This window comes from Microbacterium sp. NPDC090014, assembly GCF_044748285.1.
Lineage (GTDB): Bacteria > Actinomycetota > Actinomycetes > Actinomycetales > Microbacteriaceae > Microbacterium.
Map to the genome: position 1 here is coordinate 858,235 of NZ_JBIVFS010000001.1, position 21,604 is coordinate 879,838.

Below are 21,604 nucleotides of genomic sequence, written 5' to 3' on the forward strand. Positions count from 1 at the left end.
GATACGGGATGCGGTCGGCTGAGACGGGGTGCGGTCGGCTGTCACGAAGAAGTGTCGAAGCGCTGGCGCCAGCGGATGCCGCGCCGTAGCATCCCAGTGGAATCGTTCGACGCCGAGGAGGCCACCCGATGACGCAGCACACCCTCGAGCTCCCGGACGTCGACCTCGTCTACGACGTGCAGGGGCCACTCCCGACGAAGGATGGCCGCCCTCCGTTGATGATGATCGGCCAGCCGATGGATGCGAGCGGCTTCCAGGCGCAGGTGAAGCTGTTCGGCGATCGCACCGTCGTGACCTACGACCCACGCGGGTTGGGCCGCAGCGTGCGCAAGGACGGCGGAGTCGCGAACGAGCCCGATGTCCAGGCCGAGGACGTCCACGCGATCATCGAGGCGCTCGGTGCAGGCCCTGTCGACATGTTCGCGAGCAGCGGTGGAGCCGTGAGCGCACTCGCTCTGGTCACTGCGCACCCTCAGGACGTGGTGACTCTGGTCGCCCACGAGCCGCCGATCGACAGCGTGCTGCCTGATGCCGAAGCGGTGCATCGAGCGCGAATCGCTTATACCCGGGCATATCAGGAGCGAGGATGGGGTGCCGGAATGGCGGCGTTCGTCGCGATGACGTCGTGGGAGGGAGAGGTCACCGAGGAGTTCCTCGCCCAGCCGGCCCCCGACCCCGCGGCATTCGGGATGCCGACGGAGGACGACGGCTCGCGGGATGATCCACTGCTGTCCGAACTCTCGTGGGCGGTGCCGCTCTACGAGCCGGATCTCGAAGCGCTGAAGGCATCCCCGACTCGGATCGTCGTCGCTGTCGGGGAGGAGTCGCTGAAGGGCTACACCGGCCGCACCGCGCTCGCCCTGGCCGAGAAGCTCGGACAGCAGGCGACGGTCTTCCCCAGTCACCACGGCGGCTTCATGGGTGGCGAGTTCGGCTATGCCGGGCAGCCCGAGGCATTCGCCGCCACGCTCCGCGAGGTGCTCGACCGGTCGTAGGGGGCGAGCGAGACCTCGTCGACGCGTCCTGTCATCAGCCGTCGCACGCACCGAAGGAGATCTCGCGCAGCGAAGGACCTCACGCGGCCTTCGGCCCTTCGATGCGGGAGATCACCTTCGCAGCGCGCGCACGAGCGGGAGCGCGAGTGGGAGCGGGAGCGGGAGCGGCAGCGAATGCCGCCTACGCGGTCGCGCGCACCACGAGCTCGGTGTCGAGGATGACCGAGCGGGGGGATGCCCCGGCGATGACCTCGAGCAGCACGGCGACCATCTTCGCGCTGATCTGATCCCACGGCTGGCGCATGGTCGTGATCGGGGGCTCGTGCGTCGCGGCGAGGCCTGAGTCGTCGAAGCCGGCGATCGCGATGTCCTCGGGCACGCGGCGCCCTGCGCGGCGGGCGGCGGCGATGGCTCCGGCCGCCATCCGGTCGGATGCCGCGAACACCGCGTCGACGTCGTGCTCGAGCATCCGCGTCATGGCGGCGAGTCCTGACTCGTACGAGTAGTCGCCGCGCTCGACCAGCGATTCGTCGTAGCGGTCGCCGAGCTCTTCGCGGAATCCGACCAGGCGATAGCGGCCACCGGGGGTGTCGTCAGGGCCGGCGATCATGCCGATGCGGCGGTGTCCCTGCGTCACGAGGTGCGCGGCCATGGTGCGGGCGGAGGCGATCTCGTCGACGGAGATCGTCGAGAGCTCGCGTTCGTGCCCGAGCGGCACGCCGCAGCACACAGTCGGGATGCCGACCTCGATCAGCTGATCGAGCAGCGGGTCGGACTCGTGCGACGAGATCAGCATGACGCCGTCGACGTGTCCCGCGCTGAGGAACTGGGCGACGCTCTCGCGCTCGGCGGGGGTTCCGGCGACGAGCAGCACGAGGGTCATGGCCCGCTGGGCGAGCGCTTCGGCGGCCCCGCGCAGCAGCAGCGCGAAGGTCGGATCGTCGAACAGCAGCTGCTGCGGCTCGGTCAGGAGGAAGGCGAGTGATCCGGCGCGGCCGGTGGCGAGGCTGCGGGCATGGTGGTTGGCGGTGTAGCCGGTGGCGAGGATCGCCTCTTCGACGGCCTGCCTGGCGTCGGGGGACACCCAGTGCCCGCCGTTGATCACTCGCGAGACCGTGCTGCGGGACACCCCCGCCTGCGCCGCGATCTGGCGGATCGTCGGCTTGCGCTTCGCGCTGACATCACTCATCGCCTGTGACTCTACCCACAGCATCCCGTCCAGCGGTAGTCCAACCTGGGACCGGTCTCAGTTCGGTAACGGCGGTTGTGGTCGACGCCGAACCTGGGGTAGAACTGAGACCGGTCCCAGTCATGTCCCCGTGACAACCTGAGACCGGTCCCAGTCGAATGAGCGACAGCACGTCGGGACCCGCACCACGACCACACCGACCCGATGGAGTGCCGATGACCTCGCCCCACGCCTGGCCCGACCTGCGCGGAATCGCCTACGGCGGCGACTACAACCCCGAGCAGTGGTCGCCCGAGACGTGGCGCGAAGACGTCATCCTGATGCGCGAGGCCGGGGTGAACCTGGTCAGTGTTGGCATCTTCTCGTGGGCGCTCATCGAGGTCTCCGAGGGCGAGTTCGACTTCGCCTGGCTCGACGAGCTGCTCGACCTCCTGCACGAGAACGACATCAGGGTCGACCTCGGCACTCCGACGGCATCGCCGCCCGCCTGGTTCTTCGCGAGCAACCCCGACGCGCACGTCATCGACCGCGAGGGCCGCACGATGGGCTTCGGCTCGCGCGGCATGGCCTCGCACTCGTCGCCGGCCTACCGCGAGGCGATCGTGCGGATCGCGGATGCTCTCGCGGCGCGTTACGCACAGCATCCTTCCGTCGTGCTGTGGCACGTGCACAACGAGTACGGCGTTCCCGTCGGCGAGGACTATTCGCCCAACGCGGTCGCCGCCTTCCGGCTCTGGCTCCAGGAGAAGTACGGCTCGCTCGACGCACTGAACAGCGCGTGGGGCACCGCCTTCTGGGGCCAGCACTACTCGGCATGGGAGCACGTCGGCGCCCCGGCCATCGCCCCGAGCGTCGTGAACCCCGCCCAGCGCCTGGACTTCGCGCGCTTCACCGATCACCAGCTGCGCGCGTGCTTCATCGCCGAGCGCGACGCGATCCGCGCGCACGCCGACCAGCCGATCACGACCAACTTCATGGCGAACCAGAGCTGGACCACGGACCTCTGGGCGTGGGGTCGCGAGGTCGACATCGTCTCGGACGACCACTACCTGTGGGCCGCCGATGAAGACGCTCACATCGGCCTGGCGATCGCCGCCGACCTCAGCCGCTCGGTGGGCGGCGGCAAGCCGTGGATCCTCATGGAGCACTCGACCTCGGCCGTGAACTGGCAGCCGCGCAACATCGCGAAGCGCCGGGGAGAGATGAAGCGCAACTCGCTCACGCACCTCGGTCGCGGGGCCGACGGCATCCTGTTCTTCCAGTGGCGCGCCGGGCGCTCCGGTGCGGAGAAGTTCCACTCGGCGATGCTGCCGCACGCCGGCACCGAGTCGCGGGTATTCCGCGAGGTCGTCGATCTGGGTGCAGCACTCGGCCGCCTCGACGAGGTGCAGGGCAGCGTCGTGAAGGCCGACGTCGCGATCCTCTGGGACTTCGAATCGTTCTGGGCGCAGGACCTCGAGTGGCGCCCGTCCGAAGACGTCACGCACGCCGCCCAGGTGCGCCGCTTCTACGAGCAGCTCTGGCGTGACGGCATCACGGTCGACTTCGCCCTGCCCGGCCAGGACCTCTCGGGCTACCGCCTGGTCGTCGCTCCGGCGCAGTACCTGCTGAGCACGGCGGATGCCGCCAACCTCACCGCCTACGTCAACGACGGCGGCACCCTGCTCGTGTCGTTCTTCTCTGCGATCGTCGACGAGAACGACGCCGTGCACGCCGGTGGCTTCGTCGCGCCGTTGCGCGAGGCGCTCGGCCTCACGGTCGAGGAGTTCCTGCCGCTGCGCGAGGGCGAGAGCCACGGCCTCGACTGGGTCGACCACGAGGGCATCGTCGCCGACGTCTGGCAGGAGGACATCGCGCTCGAAGGCGCCGAGGTCGTCGCGAACTTCTCGGGCGGACCCGGCGAGGGCGAGCCGGCGATCACCCGCAACGCGCATGGCGCGGGGACCGGCTGGTACGTCGGCACCCGTCTGGATGCCGCGGGCATGCGCGCCCTTCTCCACGAGGTCTACGCGGATGCCGACATCACCCCGTCGGGTGTCGCCGACGGCCTCGAGGTCATCACGCGTCACGGCGCCGACGCGGTCTACCGGATCGCCGTGAACCACCGTGACGACGACGTCGAGCTCGATGCCTCGGGCATCGAGCTCCTCAGCGGCGCCGAGGTCTCGGGCGCCCTGACCATCGCGGCGGGCGGCGTCGCCGTCATCCGCACCTCCCACTGACCGCACGAACCGCACGAACCGCTTCACCCCGCACCACCCGCTTCACCCAGCACCACCCACTCACCGGTCGCGATGACGCGCAGCGCATCGTCGGCCACGACAGATAGGAAAACGCATGCGCAAGCACATCGGAGTCGGCGCACTCGCTCTGGCCGCGGCCGTGGTCCTCGCGGGCTGCTCCGCCGGCGCACCCGAAGGCGGCGACGACGCCGCATCCGGCGACGGCGCGGAACTCGTCATCTGGACGGACGCCGAGCGCGAAGCCGCGATCACCGCCGCCGCAGAGGCGTTCGAGGAGGAGACCGGCGCGAAGGTCACCCTCGTGCAGAAGAACTTCGAGGACCTCCGCAACGACTTCATCGCACAGGTCCCGACCGGAGAGGGCCCCGACATCACGGTCGGCGCCCACGACTGGCTCGGCGCGCTCGTCGCGGCCGGTGTCGTCGACACGATCGACCTGGGCGACAAGGCGTCGGAGTTCGAGCAGGTCGCGCTCGACGCCATGACGTACGACGGTCAGCTGTATGCGATGCCGTACTCGCTCGAGACCATCGCCCTCGTGCAGAACGTCGACCTGGTCGGCGCGGAGGCTCCCGCCAGCTGGGACGACATGATCGCCAAGGGCGTCGCCGCCGGCACCGAGCGCCCGTTCGTCATCAACACGGGTGGCGAGACCGGCGACGGATACACGATGTACGGACTGCAGACCTCGTTCGGCGCCCCCGTCTTCGTGCAGGACGACACCGGCTCGTACACGAGCGAGGTCGGCATGGGCGGCGCGCCCGGCGAGGCGTTCGCCACGTGGCTCGGAGCCAACGGGTCGAACGGCACCGGCTACATCTCGACCACGGTCGACTACGACATCAACAACGAGCTGTTCGCGTCGGGCAAGGCCCCGTACACGATCCAGGGCCCGTGGGCCATCAGCGCGTTCGAGGGCGTCAACGTCGCCGTGAACCCGATCCCGTCTGCGGGTGGCGAGACCGCTGCGCCGTTCGTCGGCGTGCAGGGCTTCTACCTCTCGAGCAAGAGCAAGAACGCGCTGCTCGCGCAGGAGTTCCTCGTGAACTACCTCAGCACCGAAGACGCGCAGCGCGCGCTGTACGAGGCCGACCCGCGCATCCCGGCGTGGACCACGCTCGCCGAAGAGGTGTCGTCCGACCCGATCACGGCCGGATTCGTGGCCTCGGCGCAGACCGGCGTCCCGATGCCGTCGATCCCCGAGATGGGCTCCGTCTGGGACCTGTGGAACGCCGCGCAGGCGCAGATCATCAACGGCGCCGACCCGGTGTCGACGTGGAACACCATGGTCGCCGACCTCGAGACGACCCTCGCCGGCTGACCCCGCCGGACGGGGAGGGGCCCGAACCCCTCCCCGTCCTGCGATCCTCAGACAGGACGCACACATGACGATCCAGGCACCGCCCGCCGAGGCGCCCACTCCCGTGGTGAAGCCCTCGCGCGAGTCCCATGCCCGCCGCTTCCGCGGCCTCGGCTGGGGCTTCCTCATCAAGCTCGCGCTCATGGCGCTGGTCAACGCCTTCGGCATCATGACGGCCATCTCGGCCTGGAGCGCCGAGTCGTGGATCGTGCTCGGCGTCGTCGTGCTGCTGGTGATCATCGCCGACTGGGTGTACTTCACCCGCAGGGCGCTGCCGCTGAAGTACCTGCTGCCCGGGCTGATCTTCCTGCTCGTCTTCCAGATCTTCATCTTCGGCTACACGGCCTACATCGCCTTCACGAACTACGGCACCGGTCACGTCGGCACCCAGGAGCAGGCGGTCGAGGCCGCACTGATCCAGGGCGAGCGCCGCATCGAGGGCTCGTCCGACTACCCGCTGTCGATCGTGCAGCGCGGCGCAGAGCTCGGCTTCGCGATCGTCGATGACGACGGCGACGTGCAGGTCGGCTCGGCCACCGAGCCGCTGACCACCGCATCCGGTGCCGAGATCGGCGCGACCGGCGCCCCCAGCGAGGTGCCCGGGTGGGAGGTCGTCCCGAGGGCGACCGTGCTGACCGATCCGGCACTCGGCGCGACCATCAAGGACCTCAGGGTGCCCGTGTCGGACGACCCGAACGACGGCTCCATCCGCACACGGGAGGGCTCGACCGGCTCGGTGTACGAACCGACGCTCGTGTGGGATGCCGAGGCGCAGACCATCACGGACACGCAGTCGGGCACGGTCTACACCGCCACAGAACTCGGCGCGTTCGTGGCCGAGGACGGCACGGCGCTGCCGACGGGCTGGTCGGTCAACGTCGGCTTCGCCAACTTCCTGAAGCTCTTCACCGACGCGAATCTCGCGGGCACTCTGCTGAGCGTGACCGTCTGGACCTTCGCGTTCGCGATCCTCTCGGTCGTCCTCAGCTTCGCCGTGGGGCTCGGCCTCGCGATCGTCTACAACGACCCGCGGGTCAAGGGCCGCCGATTCCTGCGAGCGCTGTTCATCCTGCCCTACGCGTTTCCCGCGTTCATGGCCGCGCTGCTGTTCCGCGGCATGTTCAACGCCGAGTTCGGCGTCATCAACGACCTGTTCTTCTTCGGGTCGCAGATCAACTGGCTCGGCGACCCGTGGCTGACCCGGGCGGCGGTGATCTTCGTCAACGTCTGGCTGAGCTACCCCTACTGGTTCCTCGTCTGCACCGGAGCCCTGCAGTCGCTCCCCGGCGAGACGCTCGAGGCCGCCGAGATCGACGGGGCCAACAAGCTGCAGCGCTTCCGCGCCATCGTGCTGCCGCTGCTGCTCGTCTCGACCGCTCCGCTGCTGATCGCCTCGTTCGCGGTGGCGTTCAACAACTTCACCGTCATCTACACCTTCAACAACGGCGGGCCGGCGATCGCCGGAGCGCCCTACGCACTGGGTTCGACCGACATCCTCGTCTCGGCCATCTACGACGTCTCAGGCGTCTCGGGTGGTGCGGCCGACTACGGCCTCGCGAGTGCGCTGTCGATCATCGCCTTCATCGTGGTCGGTCTCATCTCAGCGCTGAGCTTCCGACAGACCCGCAAGCTCGAGGAGTACCAGTGATGAGTGAGACCAGAGTCATCGTGACCGGTTCATCGAAGGATGCCGAGGCCGCGCGCGCGGGTGCACGTCGGCGTCGATGGTGGGGCGAGGTCGGCTGGAAGTACATCCTCGCCGCCGGCGTGCTGTTCTTCGCCGCGTTCCCGCTCGTCTACGTCCTCTCGGCCTCGCTCAACCCGAACGGCAGCCTTGCGGCATCCAGTGCGCTGTTCAGCGCGTTCGACCCGGCGAACTACATCGCTCTGGGTGAATCCCGCTACTGGGTCTGGTTCGGCAACACCCTGCTGATCGGCGGTGTCACCGCAGTCGGCTCGGTGCTCATGGGCGCCTGCGGCGCGTACGCGTTCTCCCGGTTCCGGTTCAGCGGACGACGCGCCAGCCTCACCACCCTGCTCGTGCTGCAGATGTTCCCGCAGGCGCTCGCGTTCATCGCGATCTTCCTGATGCTGCAGACGATCGGCGACGTCGTGCCGGCGCTCGGCATCAACTCGAAGATCGCCCTGATCTGCGTGTACCTCGGTGGCGCGCTCGGCGCGAACACCTTCCTGATGTACGGGTTCTTCAACACGATCCCCGTCGAGATCGACGAGTCGGCGAAGATCGACGGGGCCAGCCACGCGCAGATCTTCTGGCGGCTCATCATGCCGCTGGTCGTGCCGATCCTCGCGGTCGTCGCCCTGCTCGCGTTCCTCGCGGCGTTCGGCGACTTCATCCTGTCGAAGATCATCCTCACGTCCGAGGACAACTGGACCCTCGCCGTCGGCATGTACCAGTGGGTCTCGAACCAGCTGACCTCACGCTGGGGGCTCTTCGCCGCCGGCGTCGTGGTCGCCGCCGTGCCCGTGCTCGCGCTGTTCTTCTCGCTGCAGAAGTACATCGTGGGCGGGCTCACCCAGGGATCCGTCAAGGGCTGATCCGCACCTCCACCGCTCGAAAGGCCGTCATGCACCGTCGCACGCGTTCCCTTCTCTCCACCGCCCTGGCCACGGTCACCGCCGTCGCCCTGATCGGCGTCGCGCTGCCGGCGTCGGCCGCCTCGCCGGCGGCATCCGCTCTCGCGCCTGCGGCTGTCTCGGTCGACGGGCCGGTGGATGCCACCATCACCGTCCCCCGGGTCGAGAACCTGCCGGACGACTTCATCGGCGGCGTCGACGTCTCGTCGGTGCTGTCGCTCGAGGAGTCGGGGGTGGTGTTCCGCGACGCCCAGGGCGCGCCGGGCGACCTGTTCGAGATCCTCGCGGACGCCGGGGTCACCGACGTCCGCGTGCGCGTCTGGAACGACCCGTTCGACGCGAACGGCAACGGCTACGGCGGGGGCGATGTCGACGTCGATCGGGCGATCGAGATCTCGCAGCGAGCGACGGATGCCGGCCTCGGCGTGCTCGTCGACTTCCACTACTCCGACTTCTGGGCCGACCCCGCGAAGCAGCAGGCGCCCAAGGCGTGGGAGGGGATGACCGCCGACCAGGTGGCGACCGAGGTGGGTGCCTTCACGCGCGATGCGGTGCGTCGCCTGGTCGATGCGGGTGTCGATCTCCGCATGGTGCAGGTCGGCAATGAGACGAACGGCGGAGTCGCCGGAGTGCGCGGCTGGGATGACATGGCGAAGGTGTTCTCGGCCGGTTCCGCCGCCGTGCGGGCCGAGGCGCCGGACACGCTCGTCGCCCTGCACTTCACCAACCCCGAGCGCGCCGGGTTCTACGCCGACGTCGCCGCGCAGCTCGAGCGCCGCGACGTCGACTACGACGTGTTCGCGTCGTCGTACTACCCGTTCTGGCACGGGACTCCCGAGAACCTCACGGCCGTGCTCTCGCATGTCGCCGAGACCTACGGCAAGAAGGTCATGGTCGCCGAGACCTCGTGGGCGTTCACGCTCGACGACGGAGACGGTCACGGCAACGTCGTCGACCTGGCGTCCGAGGCGACGCAGTACCCGGTGAGCGTGCAGGGTCAGGCCGATGCCGTGCGCGCGGTCGTGCAGGCCGTCGCCGACGTGGGTGAGGCGGGGCTCGGCGTCTACTACTGGGAGCCCGCATGGCTGCCGGTGGGTCCGCCCGCACAGCTCGAGCAGAACAGAACGCTGTGGGAGCGCGACGGATCGGGCTGGGCGTCGAGCTTCGCCGGCGAGTACGAGCCCGAGGACGCGGGGCACTGGTTCGGCGGATCGGCGTGGGACAACCAGGCGCTGTTCGGCTTCGACGGCACGGCATCCGATGCGCTGAACATCTTCTCGTACGTGCGCACCGGCGCCCAGGCCCCGCGGGCCGTCGAGTCGGTGCAGGCGGTCGCGCTGCAGGTGACCGAGGGCGATGCCGTCGAGCTGCCCGACGAGGTCACGGTGCTCTACAACGACGGGTCGTCGGAGCAGCAGCCCGTCACCTGGTCGTCGGCGGCCGGATTCATCGAGGGCGCCGGCGAGTACGTGATCTCGGGCGCGACGGATGCCGGCTTAGCGGCGTCGGCCACCGTCACCGTCTCGGCGCGCAACTACCTGCGCAACCCCGGATTCGAGGACGCGGACACGAGCATGTGGAGCGTCACCGGATCGGGACTCACGCTGCGCGCGTGGGAGGACCCTCGGAGCGGCACGCACTCGGCGCACTTCTATGCGGGTGCCGGATACTCGTTCGATCTCTCGCAGACGGTCTCCGGACTGCCCGCGGGGTCGTATGTCGCACGGGCATCGCTGCAGGGCGACGGGGAGGGTGCCGACGGGCGTGCGTCGCTGTCGCTGTCGTCTGCGTCCGTCGCCGGCGCCGCTGCGGCGTTCGGCTTCGACGGCTGGCGGGTGTGGTCGACGCCGACGACCGAAGCGCTGCAGGTGGGCGCTGACGGCACGGCTGTCGTGCGGGTCTCCGCGATGCTTCCGGCGGGGGCGTGGGGGACGATCGACGATCTCGAACTCGTGCGCGAACCGGTGCCCGGTGCCGACACCTCGCAGCTGCGAGAGCGGCGCGATGCGGCCGCGGCTCTCAACCTCGATGCCTATGTCGAGTCGTCGACCGTCGCGTTGCCCGGAGCGGTCGCTCGCGCCGACATCGTGCTGGCTGCCGCGAGTCCGAGTGCGTCAGCGGTCACGGGGGCGCTGGACGCACTGGCTGCCGCAGTCGACGCGCTCCTGCTTCAGGATGCGGCGACCACCGCGCCCGCTCGCGGAGTGCTGTCGCACGACAACGGTCACGATACGGGGCTGCTCGACGGCGACTTCACGCTCACCATGAACCTGTGGTGGGGGCAGAACGCCACGAAGCTGCGGGTGTTCGAGAACGGTGTGCTGATCAAGACCGTGCCGCTCACCTTCGGGGGAACCTCCGCGCAGAGCGCGCAGATCGCCGTGACCGGCAAGACGAATGGCTCGTACGTCTACAGTGGCGAGCTGGTCAATTCGCGCGGTGTGACGGCGGTGAAGACCGTGACGGTGACGGTGAAGGATGCCGCGCCCGGCACGCCCGTGCTCTCGGCCGACAACTGGGACGGCGACGGCTCATACACTCTCGCCGCCGACATGTGGTGGGGCACCAATGCGACCTCGTATCGCCTGTATGAGGACGGCATGCTGATCTCCGAGGGCGACATGGTCGCGAACAGCCCCGCCGCGCAGCGGGTGACGGTGCCGGTCGCTGATCGCGCGGTGGGGAAGCACACCTACCGTGTCGAGTTCGTGAACGCGGCCGGGAGCACCCAGAGCAAGACGCTCACGGTGGCGGTCAAGCGCTGACGTCAACACGTCCGAGAGCCCGACATCCTGAGGCGGATGCCGGGCTCTCGGGCCGTTCGCGGACTACTTGCTGAGGAAGTCCTTCAGCGCGGCGTTGACCTCGTCGGCGTGGGTCCAGAGCAGACCGTGGGGTGCGCCCTCGACCTCGACGTAGGTCGCGGCGGGCACGGCCTGGTGGAACCGGCGGGCGGTGGCGTCGATCGGAAGGATGTTGTCCTTCGTGCCGTGCAGGATCAGGGTGGGCTTGCCGGCGTCGCGCACGGCGTCGACGTCGCCGCGGAAGTCCTCGATCCAGCTCGGGACGACCGCGTAGGCCGCGACCGGGGCGCTGGTGACCGAGAGGTTCCAGTTGGCGTCGACGACCTGCTGGCTGATGCGGCTGCCGAGGTTCTCGTCGAGGTTGTAGAAGTTGTTGTAGAAGTCGGTGAACCACGCGTAGCGGTCGCCCTTGGCTGCAGCCTCGATGCCGTCGAAGACCTCCTGCGGCACGCCCTCGGGGTTGTCATCGCGCTGCACGAGGAACGGCTCGAGCGAGGCGAGGAAGGCGAGCTTGGCGACCCGCTCGTGACCGTAGGTGCCGACATAGCGGGCGAGCTCTCCGGTGCCCATCGAGAAGCCGACGAGCACGACGTCGCGCAGGTCGAGGGTCTCGAGCACGGTGTTGAGGTCTGCGGCGAAGGTGTCGTAGTCGTATCCGGTGCCGACCTTCGAGGACTGGCCGAAACCGCGGCGGTCGTAGGTGATGACGCGGTAGCCCTGAGCGAGCAGCTCACGGGTCTGGCGCTCCCAGCTGTGGCCGTTCAGCGGGTACCCGTGGATCAGGACGACGGGCTGACCCGATCCCTGGTCTTCGTAGTAGAGCTCGATCGGGGTGCTGTTCTCGTTTCCGACGGTGATGTAGCCCATGGTCCTGATCCTTTTCGGTCCGGTGAGAACGGTCGTTCTCGCTGATGTTTTCACTGTAGAGAACGCTCGTTCTCATGTCAAGTACACTGGGGTGATGACCGACGACACAGTGCGTGAACAGATCCTCGCGGCGGCCGACGAGCTCTACTACCGCAAGGGATACGCGGCCGTCGGCATGGATGAGCTGCGGGCTGCGGCCGGCGTGTCGCTGCGTCGCCTCTATGCCCTGTTCCCATCCAAGACCGACATCGTCACGGCCGTCCTCGCGCGCAAGCACCGAGAGTGGGAATCGGGACTCACGGGAGCCGTGGCGGATGCCGGGGCAGACCCCCGTGAACGCCTGCTCGCTGTCTACGGATATCTCGAGGACTGGTTCTGCACTGACGACTTCCGCGGCTGCGCGTTCATCAACGCGTTCGGCGAGCTCGGTGGCACGAATCCCGAGGTGGCCGAGATCGTGCGCGATCACAAGGCGTCGTTCCAGGCGTACATGGCCGACCTCGTCGTGGCGGCCGGAGCGCCGGCATCCCTCGCCGCGCAGCTGTCGATCCTCGCCGAGGGTGCGCAGAGCACCGCGGCGATCGCCGCCGACCCGCAGGTCGCCGTGCAGGCGCGCAACGCCGCCGAAGTGCTGATCGACGCCGCCGTCGCCGCCTGACCGCAACGGGAGAGCGGATTTAGCTAGCTTGGCTAGCGTTTATGCATCCCGGTGTCAAGGCTGGTGCGTTTGCGCCCTCGCGCGCGTATGTTGCGAGCATGGACTCCCGGACGCAGGACATCGCCCGCCAGACGATCATCATCGCCTCGGCCACCTTCATGCTCATCGCAGCGGCCGTCGGATCCGGTGCCTTCGGCGGAACCTCGGTCAGCGAGCTGCAGGATGGAGCGCTCTCGGCGCAGGGCTCATACCTCGCGCCGGCCGGCCCCGCCTTCTCGATCTGGTCGCTGATCTACATCGGCCTCATCGCCTACACGGTGTGGCAGGCGCTTCCGGCGCAGCGGGCGGATGAGCGCCAGCGAGCTGTCGGCGGATGGATCGCCGCGTCGATGATCCTCAACGGGCTCTGGCTCGTGACGGCGCAGTTCCTGTCGCTGCCGCTGACGGTCATCGTGATCGCCCTGCTGCTCGCGACCCTCGCCCGCGTCATCGTGATCCTCGGCCGCAGCCGTGCCCGCACCTGGCCCGAGCGCATCGTCGTCGACGGCGCGAACGGCCTGCACTTCGGCTGGGTCACCATCGCGACGGTCGCGAACACCACTGCCTGGCTCACGCAGATCGCGCCCGAGAGCTGGGCTGATCAGGCCGAGATCTGGGCGGTCGCCGTGCTCGTGGTCGTGCTCGTGATCGGGGTTGCCAGCGCCCTCGTCACCAAGCGCATCGCCCCTGCCCTCGCGACCGCATGGGGTCTCGGATGGCTCGCCGTCGGTCGTCTGACCGGCGAACCCGAGAGCACCGTGACCGCGATCGCCGCGATCGTCGTCGCGGTCGCCCTCGTCGCCGCGGGTGTCTGGGGAGTGCTGCGCCGCCCTCGCGCCGACATCGCCCTCTGACTCTGCGCTCGGTCGGCGTTCACAACTCAGCACAGATCGTGCGTGCGACGAGGTGAACCCGCCGATTCCGTCGGTTGACAGCAGCTCATGCTGAGTTGTGAACCGAGAATGACGAGAATGGCAGAGGTCTCAGAGGACGAGCCGGTAGCCCATGCCCGACTCGGTGAGCAGATGCACGGGCGCGCTGGGCTCGGCCTCGAGCTTCTTGCGCAACTGCGACATGTACAGCCGCAGGTAACCCGAATCGGAGACCTGTTTGCTGCCCCAGATCTCCTTGAGCAGATCCTGCCGGGTGACCAGGGCTCCGGGATGCCGGGCCAGGTGCTCGAGCATGCGCCATTCGGTCGGTGTCAGGTGCACGCGCGCACCCGCCCGGGTGACCGTCTTCGTCGCGAGGTCGACCACCACATCGCCGAATCCGACGGTGGATTCCCCGCCCGCGGGCACCGCCCGACGAGACAGCGCCCGCAGCCGCGCGAGCAGCTCGTCGACCTGGAAGGGCTTGGTGACGAAGTCGTCGGCTCCGGCATCCAGGGCCTCGACCTTGTCGGCGGACCCGGTGCGACCCGACACGACGATGATCGGCACGGTCGTCCAGCCGCGCAGCGCCTGGATCACCTCGATGCCGTCGAGCCGCGGCATGCCGAGGTCGAGCATGATGAGGTCGGGGTGAGTCTGTGCGGCGACGGCTACGGCGGCCGCGCCGTCGGGGGCGACCACCACCTCGTACCCGTGGGCGGCGAGGGTGATGCGCAGTGCGCGCACCATCTGCGGGTCGTCGTCGGCGATGAGGAGCTTCACTCCGTCTCCTCCTGCATGATGTCGGGCTCTGCTGCGAGGGGCAGCGAGATGACCATGGTGAGTCCACCGCCGGGGGTGTCCTCGGGTGTCAGGGTACCGCCCATGCCCTCGGCGAATCCGCGCGAGAGGGCGAGGCCGAGGCCGAGGCCGGTGGTGTTGTCGGTGTCGCCGAGGCGCTGGAACGGCTGGAAGATCTCGTCGCGCTTCTCGGCGGGAACGCCGGCACCGCGGTCGATGATGCGGATCTCGGCGTGGTCGCCGATCGTGCTCGTCGAGACGATCACCCGGCTGTCGGCGGGCGCGTGACGGTGGGCGTTCGCGATGACGTTGACGAGCACTCGCTGCAGCAGCACCGGATCGGCCGAGACGGCGGGCAGCCGGGCATCGAGCGCGAGCTCGACATCCGACGGCCCGAGGCCGAGTTCGTCGACGGCAGCGAGCACGGGGCCGGCGACATCGAGCCGCATGGTCGAGACGGCGAGCACTCCGGCCTGCACCCGGCTGACGTCGAGCAGGTCGGTCACGAGCGACGACAGGGTCGCGAGGCTCTCGTCGGCCGTCGCGAGCAGCTCTTCCCGATCGGATGCCGACAGCGCGTGCGCCCCGCGGAGTCCGCCGATCGCGGCGACGGCCGAGGCCAGAGGGCGGCGCAGGTCGTGGCTGACCGCCGAGAGCAGGGCGCTGCGCACCTGGTCGGTCTCGGCGAGGGCAGCGACCTCGCGCGCCGTGGCACGCAGGTCGGTGTGCTCGATGGCCGCCGCCAGCTGCGCGACGATCGCGTCGAGCAGGCGTCGGGCGGGGGTGTCGAGGGGTTCGCCGTGCAGCTCGAGCACGGCGGGTGCCGATCCTCCGGCACCGACCGGGATGGTCGTGGCGCGTCCGTCGGGCACGGGTTCGCCGTCGCTGGCGAGCACCTCGCCGTCGGCGGTGAGCAGGCGGACGCCGGTGAGTCCGAACGCCTCGCGCGTGCGGCTGACGAGGGCGAGCACCGCGTTGTCGCCGCGCAGCACGTTGCCGGCCACGGCCGCGAGCAGCTCTGCCTCAGCGGCGGCGCGCTGGGCGGTGCGGGCTCGTCGGGCGGCCTGGTCGACGATGATGCTGACGAGGATGGCGATGGTCACGTACAGCGCGAGGGCGAGCACGTGCAGCGGGTGCGCGATCGTGATGGTGAAGAGCGGGGCGACGAACAGGAAGTCGAGGGTGATGCCCGACAGCACCGCCGCGAAGACGGCAGGCCGCACGCCTCCCACCAGGGCCACGATCACGACGAGCAGCTGGAAGGCGAGCACTTCGACCGTGATGGACTCGGGGCTGCGGAACGCGAACATCGCCCACGAGAGCAGCGGGCCGACGACGAGCGCCAGTGCGAACCCGAGCGCTTGACGTCGCCAGCCGAGGGCGCCGCCGGTGATGCGGGGGAGTGCGACGCGGCCGCCCGCGGCGGCGTGGGTGACGATGTGCACGTCGATGTCGCCGGAGCGGCGGATGACCTCCGAGCCGATGCCCGGTCCCGTCAGCGCCGCCGCGAGACGCCCACGCCGGCTGACACCGATCACGAGCTGAGTGGCATCCGCCCCGTGGGCGAACTCGACGAGCGTGCCGGGGATGTCGTCGCCGATGATCTGGTGGAAGCTGCCGCCGAGGGATTCGACGAGCGACCGCTGCGCGGCGAGGGCGCCGGGGGTCTCATCGCGCAGTCCGTCCTGCGCAGCCACATGTACGGCGAGCAGTTCGCCGCCGGCCGAGCGTGCGGCGATGCGGGCCCCTCGGCGCAGCAGCGTCTCGCCCTCGGGTCCGCCGGTGAGGGCGACGACCACGCGCTCGCGCGCCTGCCAGGTGCCCTCGATGCCGTGGTCGGCCCGGTAGCTGCGCAGCGCGCTGTCGACCTCGTCGGCGAGCCACAGGAGCGCGAGTTCACGCAGAGCCGTGAGGTTGCCCAGACGGAAGTAGTTGGACAGGGCCGCGTCGATCCGCTCCGCCGGATAGACGAGTCCGGCGGAGAGACGGTCGCGCAGCGACTGCGGCGCCAGGTCGACGACCTCGATCTCGTCGGCGGCGCGCACCACGGCATCCGGGATCGTCTCCTGCTGCGCGATGCCGGTGATCTTCTCGACCACCGCGTTCAGCGACTCGATGTGCTGCACGTTCACCGTCGTGACGACGTCGATACCCGCGTCGAGCAGCGCACCGACGTCCTGCCAGCGCTTCGGGTTCTGCGAGCCGGGGGTGTTGGTGTGCGCGAGTTCGTCGACCAGCGCGATCTCGGGTCGGCGTGCGAGAACGGCATCCAGGTCCATCTCGCTGAGCGGCACGCCCCGGTGCAGATCGGTGCGACGGGGGACCTCGGGGATGCCGATGGTCTGCGCGGCGGTCGCCGCGCGCTCATGCGTCTCGACGATCGCGATCACGACGTCGCGGCCCTCGTCGAGCAGCCGACGCCCTTCGACCAGCATCTCGAAGGTCTTGCCGACACCGGGGGCTGCGCCGAGCAGCACGCGGAGTCGGCCGCGCCGCGGCATCCGCTCTGCCGTCATCAGCCCTCCTGCTCATCGAGCGCGAGATTGAGTTCGGCGACGTTGATGCGTTCTTCGCCGAGGAATCCCAGATCCCGCCCTTGAATCCTAGACTCCACGAGGTCGCGCACCTGCTGCGCGGGCAGGTCGCGCTCGCCCGCCACCCGCGGCACCTGCAGCAGCGCGTACGCGACGCTGATGTGCGGGTCGAGGCCGGATCCGGATGCCGTCACAGCGTCGGCCGGCACGGCATCCGTGCTCACACCCTCGCGCTCGGCGATGGCCGCCTGGCGCTCGTCGATCGCCGCGACGAGGTCGGGGTTCTCCGGTCCCAGGTTGCTGCCGCCGGACGCGGCCCCGTCGTAGCCGTCACCGGCGGCCGACGGACGCGCCTGGAAGTACTCGGGCAGCGCGTCGCCGTCGGCATCCGTGAAGGACTGACCGATCAGCGAGCTGCCCTTGTCGTCGCCCAGCGGCGAGCCGTTCGCCTGGAACGGCAGCAGCAGCTGACCGATGCCGGTGACGACGAGCGTGTAGCCGACGCCGAGCACGAGGGTGAGCACGAGCATCGCGCGGATGGCGACGCCGGTGGTGCGGGCGACGGTGCGGGAGGAGGACATGGAGTGCCTTTCGATGAGAGAAGGACGAAGACGGACGCCGGTCAGAAGCCGGGGATGAGGGTGATGACGAGGTCGATCAGCTTGATGCCGATGAACGGTGCGATCACTCCGCCGAGGCCGTAGACGAGCAGGTTGCGCTGCAGGATCTGCGAGGCGCTCGCCGGGCGGTACTTCACCCCGCGCAGCGCGAGCGGGATGAGGAAGACGATCACGATCGCGTTGAAGATGATCGCGCTGGTCACGGCGGATGCCGGCGAGTGCAGCTGCATGATGTTGAGCGCCGCGAGGCCCGGGAACACCCCCATGAACATCGCCGGGATGATGGCGAAGTACTTGGCGATGTCGTTCGCGAGCGAGAAGGTCGTGAGCGCGCCGCGAGTGATGAGCAGCTGCTTGCCGATGCGCACGATGTCGATGAGCTTGGTCGGGTCCGAGTCGAGGTCGACCATGTTGCCGGCCTCCTTCGCGGCCGACGTTCCCGTGTTCATCGCGACGCCGACGTCGGCCTGGGCGAGAGCGGGGGCGTCGTTCGTGCCGTCGCCCGTCATGGCGACGAGTCGCCCGCCCTCCTGCTCACGCTTGATCAGCTCGAGCTTCTGCTCGGGTGTCGCCTCGGCGAGGAAGTCGTCGACGCCCGCCTCCTTCGCGATGGCCGCGGCGGTCAGCGGGTTGTCGCCCGTGATCATGACCGTGCGGATGCCCATGCTGCGCAGCTCCTCGAACCGCTCGCGCAGGCCGTCTTTCACGATGTCCTTGAGGTGCACGACGCCGAGCACCTCGCCGGATCCCGCCGGACGCTTCACGGCGACCACCAGCGGGGTGCCGCCGCTCGAGGCGACGCCGTCGACGAGGCCGGCGAGTTCGGCATCCGTGTCGAGCCCGAGCCAGGCGTCGATGGCCGACCCTGCGCCCTTGCGGATCTGCGTCCCGTCGGCGAGGTCCAGTCCCGACATGCGGGTCTGCGCGGTGAACGGCACGACCACGGCATCCGCCGGCTCGTCGACCCGGATGCCGCGGCTCAGCGCCAGCTCGACGATCGAGGCGCCCTCGGGCGTGGGGTCGGCGAGGGATGAGAGGGCAGCGACACGCAGCAGCTCGTCGGGGTCGACGCCGCCGAGGCGAAGCACCTCGTGGGCGCGGCGGTTGCCGTAGGTGATGGTGCCGGTCTTGTCGAGAAGCAGGGTGGTGACGTCTCCTGCCGCCTCGACCGCGCGGCCCGACATCGCGAGCACGTTGCGCTGCACGAGACGGTCCATGCCGGCGATGCCGATGGCCGAGAGCAGGGCGCCGATCGTGGTCGGGATCAGGCACACGAGCAGGGCGATCAGCACCGGGATGCTGACGGGCGATGCGGCATACGACGCGATCGGGTTGAGGGCGAGCACGACCACGACGAACACGATCGACAGACTCGCGAGCAGGATGTTGAGCGCGATCTCGTTGGGTGTGCGCTGACGGCTGGCGCCCTCGACGAGCGCGATCATGCGGTCGACGAACGTCTCGCCGGGCTTCGAGGTGATGCGCACGACGATGCGATCCGACAGCACGCGGGTGCCTCCGGTGACAGCGCTGCGGTCACCGCCGGATTCGCGGATGACCGGGGCGCTCTCGCCGGTGATGGCCGATTCGTCGACGGTCGCGATGCCCGCCACGATGTCGCCATCGCCGGGGATCAGCTCGCCCGCCGTGACGATCACGATGTCGTCGCGCTGCAGCTCGGCCGATGAGACGTCGACCGTGTCGGTGCGCTCTGCTGTGGAATCCGCTGTCGCTTCGTACCGCACAACGCGCCGGGCCATCGTGCTGGTGCGGGTCTTGCGCAGACTCGCGGCCTGGGCCTTGCCGCGGCCCTCGGCCACGGACTCGGCGACGTTGGCGAACAGCACGGTCAGCCACAGCCAGATCGCGATGCCCCAGGTGAAGGGGGCGGGCACGGGTGTTCCGCCGGAGTCGGCCGGGCCGCCGAGGAACGGCTCGGCGATCGCGAGCACGGTCGTGAATGCGGCACCGACCCAGACGAGGAGCATCACGGGGTTGCGCACGAGCGACGCGGGGTTGAGCTTGCGCAGGGCGCCGGGCAGGGCCTGCGTCAGCTGTGCCCAGCCGAATGAGCGGGGCGGTGCGGTCGGGGCGGATGCCGGAGCATCCTGCTGTTCCGAGGGCGTGGTGGTGAGGGTCATGTCAGACGAGTCCTTCAGCGAGGGGGCCCAGTGCGAGCACGGGGAAGTAGGTGAGTGCCGTGATGATGACCGTGACGGCGGTGAGGAGGCCGACGAACTGCGGTCGGTGCGTGGGCAGGGTTCCGGTGTTCTCGGGCACGCGCTGCTGTGCGGCGAAGGATCCGGCCAGGGCCAGCACGAGCACGATCGGAAGGAACCGGCCGAGCAGCATCGCGATGCCCAGTGCGGTGTTGAACCACGGGGTGTTCGCGGTGAGGCCGGCGAAGGCGGAGCCGTTGTTGTTCGACGCCGAGGTGAAGGCGTAGAGCACCTCGCTCATGCCGTGCACGCCGGGGTTGAGGATGCTGGTCGCCTCGACGTCGGCGCGGATGCCGGGGATCGCGAAGCTCAGGGCCGTGCCGACAAGAACGAGGGTGGGCGTCACGAGGATGTAGAGGCTCGCGAGCTTGATCTCCTTCGGGCCGATGCGCTTGCCGAGGTACTCGGGGGTGCGGCCGACGAGCAGTCCGCCGACGAACACCGCGATGATCGCGAGCACGAGCATGCCGTAGAGACCAGAGCCGACGCCGCCGGGGGCGACCTCGCCGAGCATCATGTTGAGCATCGGCATCATGCCGCCGAGTGCCGTGTACGAGTCGTGCATCGAGTTGACGGCACCGGTCGAGGTCAGGGTGCTGGCGCTGCCGAAGAGGGTCGAGCCGAGGATGCCGAAGCGCACCTCCTTGCCCTCCATCGCCGCACCCGCGAGTTCCGGAGCGCTGCCGCGGCCGGCCAGCTCGAGGGCGGAGAGGGCGAAGGTCGAGACCAGGAAGATCGTTCCCATCACGGCGGCGATCGCGTAGCCCTGGCGGTTGTCGCCGATCATGCGACCGAACGTGCGGGGGAGTGAGAACGGGATCACGAGGATCAGCAGGATCTGCAGCAGGCTGGTCCAGCCGGTCGGGTTCTCGAACGGATGCGCCGAGTTGGCGTTGAAGAAGCCGCCGCCGTTCGTGCCGAGGAGCTTGATGGCCTCCTGTGAGGCGACCGGTCCGCCGGGGATGGTCTGCGTGCCACCCGAGACCGTCGTCACATCCGTGAACCCGGCGAAGTTCTGCACCACGCCGCCCGCGATCAGGGCGATGGCGGCGATCAGAGCGATCGGCAGCAGGATGCGTCCGAGCCCGCGAATCAGATCGACCCAGAAGTTGCCGATCGTGGTCGATCCGCGGCGCGAGAGGCCGCGGATCAGCGCGACGGCCACGGCCAGGCCGACCGCTGCCGAGACGAAGTTCTGCACCGTCAGGCCCGCGAGCTGCACCGTGTAGCCCATGGTCTGCTCGGGCGAGTACGACTGCCAGTTGGTGTTCGCGACGAACGAGGCCGCGGTGTTGAAGGCGAGGCCCTCGGGAACCGCGGGGAGTCCCAGCGACTCGGGCAGGAAGCCCTGCAGTCGCTGCAGCCCGTAGACGAGCAGCAGGCCGACGACCGAGAACGCGAGCACGCTGCGGGCATAGGCCCGCCAGGTCTGCTCGGATGCCGGGTCGACGCCGATCAGTCGGTACAGGCCGCGCTCGGCTTTCAGGTCGCGCGGGGTGCTGAAGACGTGCGCCATGTAGTCGCCCACCGGGCGATACAGCAGCACGAGGGCGATGATGAGGACCGCGGCCTGCAGGATGCCGAACCAGAGGTCGGCGCCGGCGCCCATCAGAACTTCTCCGGGGCGACGAGAGCCACCACGAGGTAGACGACGGCGGCCACGGCGAGGGCGGCGGCGATGATCTCAAAGACGATCACAGTCGTTCCACCCCCTTCGCGACAAGAGAGACGAGGGCGAACAGCGCGAGAGTCAGCGCGATGTAGATGATGTCGAGCACGAGACTCGATACAACTCCCGTGCGGAC

16 protein-coding genes are annotated in these 21,604 nt (G+C 69.2%); 8 read left to right on the forward strand and 8 right to left on the reverse strand.

The genetic code is table 11. The features are described 5' to 3' along the window. Positions 1-128: 128 nt before the first annotated feature. Positions 129-995, forward strand: coding sequence for an alpha/beta fold hydrolase (locus ACIPV5_RS04175; protein WP_400339918.1), 867 nt, complete (start codon positions 129-131; stop codon positions 993-995). A gap of 181 nt (positions 996-1,176) precedes the next feature. Here the strand turns inward: ACIPV5_RS04175 and ACIPV5_RS04180 are convergent, their stop codons facing one another. Continuing rightward, a complete protein-coding gene (locus tag ACIPV5_RS04180) occupies positions 1,177-2,184 on the reverse strand; it encodes a LacI family DNA-binding transcriptional regulator (protein WP_400339921.1) in 1,008 nt (335 codons plus the stop codon). 215 nt (positions 2,185-2,399) lie between these two features. On the opposite strand from ACIPV5_RS04180, the gene ACIPV5_RS04185 reads away from it, so the two are divergent. The 5 genes from ACIPV5_RS04185 (at position 2,400) to ACIPV5_RS04205 (ending at position 11,150) form a co-directional block, all read left to right on the forward strand. After that, on the forward strand, positions 2,400-4,406 hold the full coding sequence (locus tag ACIPV5_RS04185; RefSeq protein ID WP_056276337.1) for a beta-galactosidase: 2,007 nt from the start codon (positions 2,400-2,402) through the stop codon (positions 4,404-4,406). Positions 4,407-4,521: 115 nt separating this feature from the next. Then, positions 4,522-5,748, forward strand: coding sequence for an extracellular solute-binding protein (locus ACIPV5_RS04190; RefSeq protein WP_400339924.1), 1,227 nt, complete (start codon positions 4,522-4,524; stop codon positions 5,746-5,748). Between the two features lie 64 nt (positions 5,749-5,812). Beyond that, on the forward strand, positions 5,813-7,435 hold the full coding sequence (locus ACIPV5_RS04195) for an ABC transporter permease subunit (RefSeq protein ID WP_072590577.1): 1,623 nt from the start codon (positions 5,813-5,815) through the stop codon (positions 7,433-7,435). Further along, the gene (locus ACIPV5_RS04200) at positions 7,435-8,346 is read left to right on the forward strand and encodes a sugar ABC transporter permease (protein ID WP_053098533.1); all 912 of its coding nucleotides are present in this window, start codon (positions 7,435-7,437) and stop codon (positions 8,344-8,346) included. The genes ACIPV5_RS04195 and ACIPV5_RS04200 overlap by 1 nt, the downstream gene beginning before the upstream one ends. 29 nt (positions 8,347-8,375) lie before the next feature. Continuing rightward, complete coding sequence (locus ACIPV5_RS04205) at positions 8,376-11,150, forward strand: glycosyl hydrolase 53 family protein (RefSeq protein WP_400339927.1); 2,775 nt, start codon at positions 8,376-8,378, stop codon at positions 11,148-11,150. A 63-nt stretch (positions 11,151-11,213) separates the two neighbouring features. Here ACIPV5_RS04205 and ACIPV5_RS04210 read toward each other — a convergent pair whose 3' ends face one another. Next, entirely contained in the window at positions 11,214-12,056 is an 843-nt protein-coding gene (locus ACIPV5_RS04210; protein WP_056276350.1) for an alpha/beta fold hydrolase, read from the reverse strand. A gap of 94 nt (positions 12,057-12,150) precedes the next feature. Here ACIPV5_RS04210 and ACIPV5_RS04215 point away from each other — a divergent pair, with 94 nt between their 5' ends. Then, entirely contained in the window at positions 12,151-12,714 is a 564-nt protein-coding gene (locus ACIPV5_RS04215; RefSeq protein WP_056277669.1) for a TetR/AcrR family transcriptional regulator, read from the forward strand. Positions 12,715-12,812: 98 nt separating this feature from the next. Continuing rightward, positions 12,813-13,607 (forward strand): TspO/MBR family protein, encoded by a 795-nt coding sequence (locus ACIPV5_RS04220; protein WP_320489601.1) that lies wholly within the window; start codon positions 12,813-12,815, stop codon positions 13,605-13,607. A 129-nt stretch (positions 13,608-13,736) separates the two neighbouring features. Here the strand turns inward: ACIPV5_RS04220 and ACIPV5_RS04225 are convergent, their stop codons facing one another. From ACIPV5_RS04225 to ACIPV5_RS04250, 6 genes are read right to left on the reverse strand one after another with little or no spacing between them, the layout of a single operon-like run. Further along, positions 13,737-14,408, reverse strand: a complete 672-nt coding sequence (locus ACIPV5_RS04225; RefSeq protein WP_400339930.1) for a response regulator — start codon at positions 14,406-14,408, stop codon at positions 13,737-13,739. Then, positions 14,405-16,927 carry an ATP-binding protein gene (locus ACIPV5_RS04230; protein WP_072592186.1) on the reverse strand — a complete coding sequence of 841 codons (2,523 nt, stop codon included), beginning with the start codon at positions 16,925-16,927 and terminating at the stop codon, positions 14,405-14,407. Before ACIPV5_RS04230 ends, ACIPV5_RS04225 begins: the two co-directional genes overlap by 4 nt. A gap of 14 nt (positions 16,928-16,941) precedes the next feature. Further along, the gene (gene kdpC / locus ACIPV5_RS04235; protein ID WP_400339932.1) at positions 16,942-17,541 is read right to left on the reverse strand and encodes a potassium-transporting ATPase subunit KdpC; all 600 of its coding nucleotides are present in this window, start codon (positions 17,539-17,541) and stop codon (positions 16,942-16,944) included. Between the two features lie 41 nt (positions 17,542-17,582). Beyond that, positions 17,583-19,721: a potassium-transporting ATPase subunit KdpB gene (gene kdpB, locus ACIPV5_RS04240; RefSeq protein ID WP_400339934.1), complete on the reverse strand. Its 2,139-nt coding sequence runs from the start codon at positions 19,719-19,721 to the stop codon at positions 17,583-17,585. Position 19,722: 1 nt separating this feature from the next. Further along, positions 19,723-21,408, reverse strand: coding sequence for a potassium-transporting ATPase subunit KdpA (gene kdpA / locus ACIPV5_RS04245; RefSeq protein ID WP_400339937.1), 1,686 nt, complete (start codon positions 21,406-21,408; stop codon positions 19,723-19,725). Then, the gene (locus ACIPV5_RS04250) at positions 21,408-21,497 is read right to left on the reverse strand and encodes a potassium-transporting ATPase subunit F (RefSeq protein ID WP_056276367.1); all 90 of its coding nucleotides are present in this window, start codon (positions 21,495-21,497) and stop codon (positions 21,408-21,410) included. Before ACIPV5_RS04250 ends, kdpA begins: the two co-directional genes overlap by 1 nt. Positions 21,498-21,604 lie beyond the last annotated feature (107 nt).